The organism is Streptomyces sp. NPDC047028 (genome assembly GCF_040644095.1).
Classification (GTDB): Bacteria; Actinomycetota; Actinomycetes; order Streptomycetales; family Streptomycetaceae; genus Streptomyces.
On record NZ_JBEYVS010000013.1, the window covers coordinates 29173 to 41236 of the forward strand.

The window sequence follows — 12064 nt, forward strand, 5'->3', positions numbered from 1 at the left end:
CTCTCGTGTCGGCCAGTGGTGGTCGGGGGTCAGGGGGCGCCGACGGGGTCCCGGTCGCCCAGCCACTGGCGTAGGGCATCGCCCAACTCCGCAGGCGCCTCCGTGGCGCCCTGGCCCTCCGTGGCGTCCGCCGCCCAGGCCACGAAGCCGTCCGGGCGGACGAACAGGGCGGCGAGACCGGGCCGTTCCGGGCAGGCGACGGTGCGGACGTCCAGCCGGTCGGCGTACGCCTCGGCGCGGGCGCGCAGGGCGCTGTCGTCGGTGAGGTCGAGCAGCAGGGCGCGGCCGGTGTGCAGGTGGTCGCCGAGCCGGGTACCGTCGGCCAGGGCGAGGTCGGGGGCGCTGCGGCCGGTGAGCGGGTGGCCGCCGGGGAGGTCGTAGTGCTGCCAGATGCCCGAGATCCGCGTGACCAGGTGGGTGGTGCCGTCCGTGGTGTGCGCCAGGTCGGTCATCACCCGGCGCAGGGCGCGGGCGTGCGGGTCGGGCCGCATCACCGCGATCTGCGCGCGGGTCCAGTCGAGCACCCAGGCACCGATGGGATGCCGTTCGGCGGTGTAGCTGTCGAGCAGTGTCTCCGGTGCCCGCCCGGCCACCACGGCGGCGAGCTTCCAGCCGAGGTTCATCGCGTCGCCGATGCCGAGGTTGAGCCCCTGCCCGCCGAACGGCGAGTGCACATGGGCCGCGTCCCCGGCGAGCAGCACCCGGCCCCGGCGGTACTCGGTGACCTGGCGGGCGTTGTCCGTGAACCGCGTCGCCGAGACGACCTTCTCGACGCTCACCTCGGGCACCCCCGTCACCCGGCGCAGGCTCGCCTCCAACTCCTCCGCGGTGACCGCCGCGGACCGGTCGGCCGGGGGCCCGTCGAACTCCACGGTGAGGATGCGGCCGGGGAAGGGACCGTGGACATACGTCCCCACGTCCGTGGTGTTCCAGCCCGGCAGGAGCCGCTCGTCCCCGGTCATCTCGACGATCGCCTGGTAGCCGGTGATCTCCGGGTCGGTGCCGGGGAAGCCGAACCCGGCGAGCTTGCGGACCGTGCTCCGGCCGCCGTCGCAGCCGACCAGCCAGCCGGCCCGCACCGGGCCCCTGCTCGTGCGTACGGTCACCCCGTCGTCGTCCGCCTCGAAGCCGGTCACCTCCACGCCCCGGCGCACCTCGACGCCCAGCGCGGCGGCCCGGCGGCCCAGGATCCGCTCCAGCTCGGCCTGCGGCACGACGAGGCCGGCCTCACGGGCGGGGCCGAGGTCGGCCCAGGCGGGGTCGGAGCCGTCGAACAGGTCGGCGCCCATCATGATCCCGGCGAAGTGGCCGAGGAACTTCGCCGGCAGGCGGGCGGGTTGGCCCTTCTCTCCCTGGCGGTCCTTGAAGGCGCGCAGGTGCTCCAGCGCCGCCTCCCACACGGCGTTCAGCTCCGGCAGCAGTCCGCGCCGGTAGAACGACACCGCGCTCGGCACGTTGACCGAGCCGGCCTTGATCGTCTCGTCCACCTCGGTGAGCCGCTCCACGGCCAGCACTCGCGCCCCGCCGAGCCGCAGTTCGCACGCGAGGAAGAGCCCCACCGGCCCCGCACCGGCCACCACCACGTCATAATCCGTCACGTCAGCAATGTAGTCACTAAAACTTTTGAGTGGCTACACTTCCGGGCTATCGTCCCCCCATGGATGCGTCCCCGCCCCAGGAGCCGCTGTCCCTGCGCGAGCGCAAGAAGAGACAGACCCGGCAGCGGATCTCGGACATCGCCACGCTCCTGTTCCGCGAGCACGGCTTCGACCAGGTGACCGTGGCGGAGGTGGCCAGGGCCGCCGGGGTCTCCACCATGACCGTCTTCAACTACTTCCCGCGCAAGGAAGACCTGTTCCTCGACCGCATCCCCGAGGCCGCCGACCTGTTCGCCGGCGCCGTACGCGACCGGGCGCAGGGCGAACCCCCGCTCGCCGCCCTGCGCCGCCTCACCCTCCGCCTCCTCGACGAACGGCACCCGCTGGGCGGGGTGGGGGAGACGCTCCCGCCGTTCTGGCGGACCGTCGCCGCGTCACCCGCGCTGCGGGCCCGCGGCCGCGAGGGCCTCGACGAGGTCGAGACGGCCCTGGCCGCGGCCCTCACCGAAGCGGCGGCCGCAGACCCCGGCCTGCCGGCGACCGACCCCGCCCTCCTCGCCGCCCTCACGGTCGCCGCGTACCGCACGGTGGTCACCGCCTCCCTGCGCCGCCTGTCCGCCGGGGACCCGGTGGAGGAGGTGGCCGAGGACCACCGGGCGCGACTGGGGTCGGCGTTCGACGCACTGGAGCGGATGACGGGGTAGGCCGGCCGACCCGTGCGAGCCCACGGGCATGGAAGTGCCCCCGCCAGGCGTTGCACCTCGTACGCGACTTACGGGCTTCACTCGGTGGGCCGTACGAAGAAGGGGGTGCCCATGGCAGAACAGGCGCTGTGGACGAGGGCCCGGCTGGGCCGCTGCGGCCCCCCGCTCGACCTGCTCACCGCGAACTTCCGCCGCCACACCTACGCCCCGCACGCCCACGACGAGTACACGATCGGCGTCTGCGTCGGCGGCTCCGAGATCATCGACTACCGGGGCGGCCACATCCGCACCGGACCCGGCTCGATCGTCGTGCTCGACCCCGGCGAGATGCACACCGGCGGCCCCCAGAACGCCACCGACGGCTACGCCTACCGCGCCCTGTACGCCGACCCGTCCCTCCTGACCGACGGCACCCTCGGCGGCCTCCCGCACTTCCGCGAACCCCTCCTCGACGACCCCGAGCTGACCGCCGCCCTGTGCCGCGCCCACACCGAACTCAGCGCCTGCCCCGACCCGTTGGAGGCGGAGTCCCGCCTGCCCTGGCTGCTGACCGCCCTGGCCCGCCGCCACTCCACGGCCCGTTCGGCGCCCGACCTCATTCCCGGCGCCGGGGCGATAGCCCGCACCGTCCGCGACCGCCTGGCGGACGAACTGACGGCGCCCCCGTCCCTCGCGCTCCTCGCGGCGGACCTGGGCCTGTCCCGCTACCAACTCCTGCGGGCCTTCCGTACGACCATGGGCATACCGCCGTACGCCTGGCTCGCCCAGCACCGGGTCGCCAGGGCGCGGGAGCTGCTGGCGGCCGGACTGCGCCCCGCCGAGGTCGCCCCCCTCGTGGGCTTCGCGGACCAGGCCCATCTGACCCGCTGGTTCCGCCGGGTGCTCGGGGTGACGCCGGCGGCGTACCGCAACAGCGTTCAAGACTCACGCCGCTGACCTGTCCGAAACTCGCCGTATGACTGCACGCGGCTGGTTCCTGTTCTCCCTGATGGGAGTGATCTGGGGGATCCCCTACCTGATGATCAAGGTGGCGGTGGACTCGGTGTCCCCGCCCGTGGTGGTGTTCACGCGCTGCGCGCTGGGCGCGGCCCTGCTCCTCCCCTTCGCGCTCCGCCAGGGCGGCCTCGGCACCACGGTCCGCACCCACTGGCGCCCCCTGCTGGCCTTCGCGTGCCTGGAGATCATGGTCCCCTGGTTCACCCTGACCGACGCGGAACGGCACCTGTCCAGCTCGACGTCGGGCCTGCTGATCGCGGGCGTACCGATCGTCGGAGTCCTCGTCGCCCGCTTCTTCGGCCAGACGGAGCGCCTGGGCCCCCGCCGTGTCACGGGCCTGTCCCTGGGCCTCGCGGGCGTCACGGTCCTCACCCTCCCGCACCTCACGGGCGGTGACACCCGCTCCCTCTTCGAGGTCTTCCTGACGGTGGTGGGCTACGCGACGGCCCCCCTCATAGCCGCGCGCAGCCTGAAGGACGTCCCGTCCCTGCACCTCACCGCGGCCTGCCTGACCCTGGCGGCCCTGGTCTACGCGCCCGCGGCGGCCCTCACCCGCCCGGCGTCCGTCCCCTCTCCCTCGGTCCTGGCCGCACTGGCCGGCCTGGGCGTGATCTGCACGGCGGTCGCGTTCGTGGCGTTCCTGGAGCTGATCAAGGAGACGGGTCCGACGCGGGCGACGGTGATCACGTACGTCAACCCGGCGGTCGCCGTCGCGGCAGGCGCCCTCTTCCTGAACGAGAGCCTCACCCTCCCCGTGCTGGCCGCGTTCGCCCTCATCCTGGCCGGCTCGGTCCTCGCGACCGCCGCCGCACCGACCAGGCGCGGACGCCCGGTACCATGGTCCACACGGCAGACGAGCCGGGCGGACGGCCGCGTGGAATCCCCTTGAGGGACTCCCCGAGGAACGTCCGGGCTCCACAGGGCAGGGTGATGGCTAACGGCCACCCGGGGTGACCCGCGGGACAGTGCCACAGAAAACAGACCGCCGGAGACTTCGGTCCTCGGTAAGGGTGAAACGGTGGTGTAAGAGACCACCAGTGCCCAGGGCGACCTGGGCAGCTAGGTAAACCCCACCCGGAGCAAGGTCAAAAGGAAACACCCCGGTGTTTCTGCGCGGACGCTCGAGGGCTGCCCGCCCGAGTCCGCGGGTAGACCGCACGAGGCCGGTGGCAACACCGGCCCTAGATGGATGGCCGTCGCCCCGGCGTCCGCGAGGACCCCGGGGAACAGAACCCGGCGTACAGCCCGACTCGTCTGCCGCTACCTGCGGCTTTGCCCGCTATCGGCCCCTGACGTGCGTCGGAGGCCCTTTCCGGCCGTCGGAGGCTGCCGCGCTGGGCGGCGCGAAGCGCTCCGCGAGGTACCCTCGACCACATCGTCAACGCGGCCCGACGGGCTTCCGCTCCACCCCGCTGGAGTATCGAAGGACATGCCCCCACCCGCACGAGTCTCTTCGTGCTGCCTGGGGGAAGGCCTTGCTGTTCCGCGCGTCCGCGAAAACGGTCGCCGTCATGGCACTCGACGGTTCGCTGTTCCTGCACCTCGCCGACAAGTTCGTCCATATGCACGGCTACCGGCCCGGCGCCTCGGAGATGCGTTCCTGGGAACGCAGTATCCCCGTCCTGGCCGACGCACTCAACGACGCCGGATTGCGCGACGTGGAGGTCATGCTGGAGTACGCGCTCCCGCTGAACAGCAAGCGTGCCGACGCCGTTCTCGCCGGAGTGCACCCGGTCACGGGAGGGCCGTCGTACGTCGTGGTGGAGCTGAAGCAGTGGAGCCAGGCGCTGCCGCACGAGGAAGACCCCACCCTGTGCCATGTCGACGCCTACGCGAACCCCGTGCTCAATCCGATCGAACAGGTGCGGCGGTACCGCGACTACCTGGTCGGCTTCAACGGTGCGGTGGCGGAACACGGAGAGCGCATCCAGGGAGTCGCCTTCCTGCACAACGCCACCGAGTTCGGGGTGGCGGGACTGCGGGAGATCGAGCGCGACGCTCGGGGGCTGCTCTTCACCGGTGAGCGTCGCGGTGCGTTCCTGGACTACCTCCAGTCGCGCCTGAGCGACAAGCATCCCGGTGCTCATGCGGCCGACGAACTGCTCGGGGGCGCCACTGTGCCGTCGAAGCAACTGATGTCGGTGGCCTCCCAGGAAGTGCGGGAGCGGCAGCAGTTCGTCCTCCTCGACCAGCAGCAGGTGGCCTACCGCATGGTGCTCAATGCAGTGGAGAGGGCGAAGCGCTCCGACCACAAGGAGGTCGTCATCGTCACCGGCGGCCCCGGTACCGGGAAGAGCGTCATCGCGCTCCAACTGCTCGGCGAGCTGTACCGCAGGGGCGTGGCCACGGTCCATGCGACCGGCTCACAGTCGTTCACCAAGACGATGCGCAAGGTGGCCGGCTCCCGGAAACGAGAAGTCCAGGATCTCTTCAAGTACTTCAACAGCTTCATGACCACGGAGAAGAACACTCTGGGCGCACTGATCTGCGACGAGGCGCATCGCATCCGGGAGACCTCGGCGAACCGCTACACCCGCGCTGCGCTGCGGACCGGCAAGGCCCAGATCGACGAGCTCATCGACGTCGCCCACGTGCCGGTCTTCTTCCTCGACGAGCATCAGGTGGTGCGGCCCGGCGAGATGGGCACCGTGGGCGAAATCCGTGAGGCCGCGGCCAGACGGGGCATCGACTGCCATGTCGTGCCCTTGGACAGCCAGTTCCGCTGCGGAGGCAGCGACGCCTACCTGCGCTGGGTGGTCCGTCTCCTCGGACTTGAGCCCGGAGGACCGGTCGTGTGGGAGCCCGACGACCGCATGCAACTGTTGGTCGCCGACAGCCCTGAGGAACTGGAGGCGTTCCTCGACGCCCGCCGCGCGGAGAAATACGGTGCCCGGATGTCCGCGGGCTACTGCTGGCGGTGGTCGCCCGAGCCGAAGCCCGGAGAGCCGCTGCCACCCGACGTCGTCATCGGCGGATGGGCCCGTCCGTGGAACCTGCGCGGGGACCGGTCGGTCTCCGGGGCGCCCCCGTCCGCGCTGTGGGCGACGGACCCCGCGGGATTCGGCCAGATCGGCTGCGTCTACACCGCGCAGGGGTTCGAGTACGACTGGTCCGGCGTCATCATCGGCCCGGACCTGGTCTGGCGGGGTGACCGATGGATCACGGATCGCACTGCGTCGAAGGACCCCGTCTTCAAGAGGTCGGTATCGGACACCGACGTGGACCGTCTCATTCGGAACACGTACAAGGTGCTGCTGACTCGGGGCATGGTCGGCACGATCGTCTACTCGACCGATCCCGAGACCAGGGAACGACTCCGGCGACTGGTGCCCGGCCGACCCGAGCCGCGTCCCACTACGAACGAGGAGCCCCTTCTGCGGCGCTGAGCCCGCGAGATCCGGCCATGATCTCCGTGCTTCCAGCCGACCGCCGCGTCCTGTGCGCCAGGCCGGGACGTCACTCCCTAAGATCCCAGACGTCATTGCGGCCCGACGGGCTTCCCCACGGGACATGCCCCCACCCGCACGAGTCACTCGTGCCCTGGGGGACCACCTCGTGTCCATGCTCCTGCTGAAACTGGCAGCGAGAGATCTGCTGAACCTGAACTCAAGACGCCGCATGGTGCCCCATCTCGCCGCGCGGTGGAAGCACTTCCTCAGCACGGACGCTTCGTTGAGCGAGCGCTCCGCCTGGGCGGAGAGTCTGGTGCATCTCGCCGAGGATCTGGTCGCGGCCGACCGCGGGAACGTCGAAATGGTCGTCGAGTGCGCGGCCACGCTCGACGAGACGGACCGCGCCGGGGCCCCGCGTCTCATCGACGTCGTCCTCGTGGGCCATCATCCGGAGGAGAACGGGCTGTCCGTCCAGCTCGTCGAGCTGAAGCGGTGGTCGACGGTGACCCGCGTGGAGCGGGCCACCGCGGAGTTGGTGCATGTTCCCGGCATGGGGGAAAAGAAGCATCCCGCCCTGCAACTTCGCGAATACTACGACGCGTTCACGAGTTCCAGAGGGCCGCTGCACGGACTGGACTTCGAATGCGGCGGCTTCGCCTATCTGCACAACGCCACCGACGCCTCCGTGTTGCCGCTGGTCGGGGTGGACGCACCGACCGGTTCCTACGCCCGCGTATACACCAGCGATCGCCGCGCGCAGCTGCTGTCGGACCTGAGGAGCAGCTTCGCGGCCGACGGTGCCGACTCGGCGGCCGAGATCCTGTTACGGAGCATGGGCCTGCGCAACACACCGCTGCTCGACGCCATGATCCGCTCCAGCGGTGAGGACACGGTCTTCACCCTCCGCGGCCGCCAGAAGAAGGTCGCGGACCAGATCCTCGACACGGCTGCCAAGGTGCTTCCCGATCCCCGGCAGCCTGCGCTCCTCCCCGACGAGCGACGGGTGATCTACCTGGTCACGGGCGGCGCCGGCACGGGTAAGAGCGCCATCGGCCTCCAGCTCAAGGCTGAGCTGGAGGCCGATGGCCGGACGGTCAAGTACGCGAGCGGCAGCAGGGCGTTCAACGGCGCCCTCCAGGAACATGTCGGCTACGGCGACCGGGAGTTCAAGGAGACGTTCACCTACTTCAGCAACTTCGTCACTCGGCCCGACCCGCCCCTGGACGTCCTGATCTGCGACGAGGCCCACCGCCTGCGCGAGCGCTCCACCAACCGCTTCTGGAAGCCCGAGGACTGGGGTACGAAACCACAGGTGGACGAACTCCTCGAAGCCTCCCGTCTGACGGTGTTCTTCCTCGACGAAGGCCAGTCCGTGCGCCCGCAGGAGGTCGGCACCGTCGATCTCGTGGAGGACGCGGCACGCCGCTACGGCGCCCAGCTGGTCCGCTACAGCCTGCGGGAACAGTTCCGGTGTGGCGGCAGCGACGCGTACATCCGCTGGGTGCGGGGCGCGCTGGGGGTGTCGGGGACGGAGCCGGAGTTGTGGACCCCGGACGGGCTGATGCACGTCGAGGTCGTGGAAACCCCCGAGGAACTCGAGCGGATCATCCGTACCGAGGCCGGGGCGGGAGCCTCCGCGCGCATGGTCGCCGGATACTGCTGGCCCTGGACGAAACCACTGGGCAAGGAGAAGCGGCTCGAACCCGACGTCCGGATCGGTGAGTGGCATCGGCCGTGGAACGCGGACAGTGATTCCTTCTGCGAGAACAAGACCGTCCCGCCGTCCAAGATCTGGTCCGTGCACGAGAACGGCCTCGGCCAGATCGGCTGTGTGTACACCGCGCAGGGCCTGGAGTGGGACTGGTGCGGCGTGATCATGGGCGAGGACATGGTGCGTCGGGGCGACCGTTGGGTCTTCCGTCGGGGCAAGGAGCGGGCCGACAAGGAGGCGGGCGTCAAACGCGTCGCCGTTCCGGGGTCCCTCGACCCCAAAGTGAAGCCGAAGAGCGTGGGTGACGACGAGTTCGCCCGCCTAGTCCGGCACGCGTACCACGTGCTCATGACCAGGGCGAGCCGGGCGACCGTGCTCTACTCCACCGACGAGGAGACCCGGGAGTACCTGAAGAGCCTCGTCGGTGATGTCGCGATCCACGGTCTGCGACCCACCTGGGAGAACCTGCCGGAGCAGGCGCGGCAACCGCATCTGCCCCGTCCTGCCCGAGGACGCCGCCGCAGGAAGCGACAGAAGAAGGACGCTCCGCCCGGAGAGCTGTACCTCTTCTGAGGCGGGGGCCGGTGCGAAGCGTGGCGGGCTCTCCCGGGCCCGCCACTCACCGGTCAGAAGACCAGGCGTGCTGCCGCGGTCAGGGCCGTCACCAACAGGTTGATGACGACTCCCACCGTGACGTCGACCAGAATCTGACGCATCCGGTCACGACGTGCAGGCTTGTACTCAACGGGGTTCATCGGGTTTCCACTCCTGAGCGTGAGCTGGGAATGGCAGGGATCGCCCTACCGGGCATCCGCAGTCACACCGCGTGCAGGACACGGTGGAGACCATTCGTCGCTCAGCACCGAGGACCGGCACCTAGAACACCGCCGACGTACCCTCCGGGAAGGTGCGCAGCGGGCAACCACGTTAGTGCATGCGCAAGTTGAGAGAGATCGAATTTGGACGCGATGGTGTCGCGGACCGGGCGCTCCGTATGGCACGCCGTGCGGATGCTGCGCATATCCCGCGAGGGCGGGGCGAGGCTCCGGGCAGTTGACGGTTCTCGTTGTGCACAAGGAGCGGGAACAGGCATGCGGGAGGCTGATGGAGCACAGCCTCCGAGTCCGAGGCCGACCACTGACTGTTTTGTCACCCATGCAAGCCGGCGGCCGGAGAGGAGTGTCAAAGCGAGAGGTTCGCGGGCACCCACTGACGTCAGCGAGCAACCCCGTCCCGAGGTCCGAGTGAGCGCCGCCGGACGCGCTCCAGGTGACCCTCGAACACCGTTCGGGCCTCCGGGGTCAGGGTGCGGAGGGCGATCAGAGCGGTGATCGCCACGTCGCAGAGTTCGGACTGGACGTCGTCCCAGGAGTGGGTGACGCCCTTGCGGGGGTTCTGGCCGGTCGCGCCGATGACCGCCTCGGCCACCTCGCCGATCTCCTCGGAGAGTTTCAGGATGCGGAGCAGGACGCCTTCCCGGCCGGCGTGCGCGCGGGTGGCCTCCAGGCGGGTCCAGAGGTCGTCGACGGAGGTCCAGAGGTCCGGGTGGGGTGCGTGGTCAGTCATGACGTGCAGGCTGCCACGAACGGGCCTGGTGCCGCCCCGTCAGTGGATGTTCGTTCGCTTGCCTTGTCCGGCAGAATCGGCTCCAGGGGCATGGCGGCGCGGCGGGGCAGGGGTCTTTCCGGGCGCGGCGCTACCGTCGTGCGGGTGACAGGAATCAGTGCCGGCCGGCGTTGGTCCGAGTCGATGCCGGCGGCCTATGAGCAGTACCTCGTGCCGGTGGTCTTCCGGCCCTTCGCCGAGGACCTGACCGGGCGGGCAGCGGCACTCCGTCCACGGCGGATTCTCGAACTGGCGGCGGGAACGGGTGTGTTGACGTCGGACCTGCTCACGGCGGTACCGTCGGCCGAAGTGACGGCCACCGACCTGAACGAGGCCATGGTCTGCTTCGGGTCGGTCCGGGCCCCGGCCGCGATGTGGCGGCAGGCCGATGTACAGCGGCTGCCGTTCCCGGACGAGAGCTTCGACCTGGTGGTGTGTCAGTTCGGCGTGATGTTCTTCCCGGACCGCGGCGCGGCCTTCACCGAGGTCCGGCGGGTGCTGACCTCGGGCGGCCGGTTCTTGTTCAACACCTGGGGCCCGCTCAGGACGCACGCCTTCGAAGCCGCGTTGCAGGCAGGGCTGGAGCGGGCTTTCCCGGTCGACCCGCCGCGGTTCCTCCCGACGGTTCCGCACGGCTACGACGGTCCCGCTGTCGTGGCCGCCGATCTGGCGGCGGCCGGGTTCACTGTCCAGGAGGAGCAGGAGCTGACGCTTCAGGGCCGGGCCGCGTCGACGGTCGACGTCGCCACCGGATACCTCACCGGGACGCCGTTGCGCGCGGCCGTCGAGGAGTGCGGCGAAGGACCGGCAGTCCGGGCGACTGTCGTCGAGGAGATGGCGGCCCGCCTGGGCCCGGGGCCGGTCACCGCTCCGATGACGGCGTACGTCTTCCTCGCCGCCGCCTGAACACAGGAGGCGGCCGCGCCGAGCACGGACGCGAGCCGACGCGGCCCGGGCCGCGTAGCCGTATCAGTCCTCGAACAGGAGCTCCTGCTCCGGCTCCTCCTTGTGGTGGACCCGCCGCGCCCGCATGCCGATCACCACGGCCGTGGCCGCCGCCGTCACGCCCATCGCCGCCGGGACCATCCAGCCCCGGTCGACGACGTGGCCGAGGGCGTGGTCGAGGGAGTAGCGGCCGGGGCCGGTGATGGCGAGGCCGGCCGCGGCGAGGCCGAGGCTGGCCGCGTGCTCGTAGCCGCCCTCGGCGGCGAAGAAGCCGTTGGGCATGTGGACCGCAGACGCCCCGGCCATCGCCCCGGCCGCAGCCGCGCCCGCCGCCGGGGTCGCCAGGCCCAGCGCCAGCAGGGTGCCGCCGCCCGCCTCCGCGAGCCCCGCCATCGTCGCGCTCGCCTTGCCCGGCGCGTAGCCGACGGACTCCATGAACTGGCCCGTGCCCTCCAGGCCGTGCCCGCCGAACCAGCCGAACAGCTTCTGCGCGCCGTGCGCGGCGAGCACCCCGCCGGTGCCCAGCCGGAGCAGCAGCAGGCCCAGGTCACGTCGGTTGGTCGCGGTCGCGGTCACGGTGACTCCCCAGCGGCAGAGACGAGTGGTGGTGGTCGGGAGACCAGTCGGTCGGGAGACCAGTTGTCCCCTCCCGCGTTTCCACCCTCACACCCCTCACACCATCGGGCGCGCCCTCGCTGCCGTTCGGGTGGTGAGAGTGGCGGCGGTGGGGGAGCGGTGTGAGCCTGGCGCCATGCCGATTCAGCCAGCCAAGCTCTCGGACCCCTCCGTCCGTGCCTTCGTCACCGCCGTCAACGCGCACGACCGGGAGGGCTTCATGTCCCTCCTCTCGCCCGACGCCACCATGGCCGACGACGGCTCCGACCGTGACCTCGCCCAGTGGATCGACCAGGAGATCTTCTCCTCCCACGGCCACATGGACGTCGACAACGAGTCCAACGGCGGCCACTCCCTCATCGCCCGCTACAGCAACGACACCTGGGGCGAGATGCGCACCAGGTGGAGCTTCACCGTGGAGGAGGACGGCCGGATCTCGCGGTTCGAGACCGGGCAGGCGTAACGGCGGAGCCGACGCGACGGACGCCGAGAAAATCG

Annotated in this window: 10 protein-coding genes, 1 other RNA gene and 1 pseudogene; 8 read left to right on the plus strand and 4 right to left on the minus strand. The window is 70.7% G+C overall.

The genetic code is table 11. From position 1 onward, the window contains the following. Positions 1–29: 29 nt before the first annotated feature. Entirely contained in the window at positions 30–1598 is a 1569-nt protein-coding gene (locus ABZ854_RS14125; protein ID WP_361209278.1) for an FAD-dependent oxidoreductase, read from the minus strand. A 59-nt stretch (positions 1599–1657) separates the two neighbouring features. Here ABZ854_RS14125 and ABZ854_RS14130 point away from each other — a divergent pair, with 59 nt between their 5' ends. From ABZ854_RS14130 to ABZ854_RS14155, 6 genes and pseudogenes are all read left to right on the plus strand, one after another. Further along, on the plus strand, positions 1658–2302 hold the full coding sequence (locus tag ABZ854_RS14130; RefSeq protein ID WP_361209281.1) for a TetR/AcrR family transcriptional regulator: 645 nt from the start codon (positions 1658–1660) through the stop codon (positions 2300–2302). A 111-nt stretch (positions 2303–2413) separates the two neighbouring features. Continuing rightward, positions 2414–3238 (plus strand): AraC family transcriptional regulator, encoded by an 825-nt coding sequence (locus ABZ854_RS14135; RefSeq protein ID WP_361209284.1) that lies wholly within the window; start codon positions 2414–2416, stop codon positions 3236–3238. A gap of 82 nt (positions 3239–3320) precedes the next feature. Continuing rightward, positions 3321–4037, plus strand: a pseudogene (locus tag ABZ854_RS14140) (DMT family transporter); the annotation flags it as partial. A gap of 115 nt (positions 4038–4152) precedes the next feature. Next, positions 4153–4555, plus strand: an RNA gene (gene rnpB / locus ABZ854_RS14145) — RNase P RNA component class A. A 218-nt stretch (positions 4556–4773) separates the two neighbouring features. After that, positions 4774–6684, plus strand: coding sequence for a DUF2075 domain-containing protein (locus tag ABZ854_RS14150; protein WP_361209287.1), 1911 nt, complete (start codon positions 4774–4776; stop codon positions 6682–6684). A 175-nt stretch (positions 6685–6859) separates the two neighbouring features. Next, positions 6860–8974 (plus strand): DUF2075 domain-containing protein, encoded by a 2115-nt coding sequence (locus tag ABZ854_RS14155; RefSeq protein ID WP_361209609.1) that lies wholly within the window; start codon positions 6860–6862, stop codon positions 8972–8974. 53 nt (positions 8975–9027) lie between these two features. On the opposite strand, the gene ABZ854_RS14160 is transcribed toward ABZ854_RS14155, so the two are convergent. Next, positions 9028–9156, minus strand: coding sequence for a DUF6408 family protein (locus ABZ854_RS14160; protein ID WP_361209290.1), 129 nt, complete (start codon positions 9154–9156; stop codon positions 9028–9030). 460 nt (positions 9157–9616) lie between these two features. Next, a complete protein-coding gene (locus ABZ854_RS14165; RefSeq protein ID WP_361209293.1) occupies positions 9617–9967 on the minus strand; it encodes a MazG-like family protein in 351 nt (116 codons plus the stop codon). 183 nt (positions 9968–10150) lie between these two features. Here ABZ854_RS14165 and ABZ854_RS14170 point away from each other — a divergent pair, with 183 nt between their 5' ends. Next, on the plus strand, positions 10151–10912 hold the full coding sequence (locus ABZ854_RS14170; protein ID WP_361209612.1) for a class I SAM-dependent methyltransferase: 762 nt from the start codon (positions 10151–10153) through the stop codon (positions 10910–10912). A 63-nt stretch (positions 10913–10975) separates the two neighbouring features. On the opposite strand, the gene ABZ854_RS14175 is transcribed toward ABZ854_RS14170, so the two are convergent. After that, positions 10976–11527 (minus strand): DoxX family membrane protein, encoded by a 552-nt coding sequence (locus tag ABZ854_RS14175; RefSeq protein WP_361209296.1) that lies wholly within the window; start codon positions 11525–11527, stop codon positions 10976–10978. A 175-nt stretch (positions 11528–11702) separates the two neighbouring features. On the opposite strand from ABZ854_RS14175, the gene ABZ854_RS14180 reads away from it, so the two are divergent. Continuing rightward, entirely contained in the window at positions 11703–12029 is a 327-nt protein-coding gene (locus ABZ854_RS14180; protein ID WP_361209299.1) for a nuclear transport factor 2 family protein, read from the plus strand. Positions 12030–12064: the final 35 nt, after the last annotated feature.

Bases quoted from the DNA above. Each gene is read 5' to 3' on its own strand.
- ABZ854_RS14130 (WP_361209281.1), top strand. From the start codon at position 1,658: ATGGATGCGTCCCCGCCCCAGGAGCCGCTGTCCCTGCGCGAGCGCAAG.
- ABZ854_RS14135 (WP_361209284.1), top strand. From the start codon at position 2,414: ATGGCAGAACAGGCGCTGTGGACGAGGGCCCGGCTGGGCCGCTGCGGC.
- ABZ854_RS14155 (WP_361209609.1), top strand. From the start codon at position 6,860: ATGCTCCTGCTGAAACTGGCAGCGAGAGATCTGCTGAACCTGAACTCA.
- ABZ854_RS14160 (WP_361209290.1), bottom strand. From the start codon at position 9,156: ATGAACCCCGTTGAGTACAAGCCTGCACGTCGTGACCGGATGCGTCAG.
- ABZ854_RS14165 (WP_361209293.1), bottom strand. From the start codon at position 9,967: ATGACTGACCACGCACCCCACCCGGACCTCTGGACCTCCGTCGACGAC.
- ABZ854_RS14170 (WP_361209612.1), top strand. From the start codon at position 10,151: ATGCCGGCGGCCTATGAGCAGTACCTCGTGCCGGTGGTCTTCCGGCCC.
- ABZ854_RS14180 (WP_361209299.1), top strand. From the start codon at position 11,703: ATGCCGATTCAGCCAGCCAAGCTCTCGGACCCCTCCGTCCGTGCCTTC.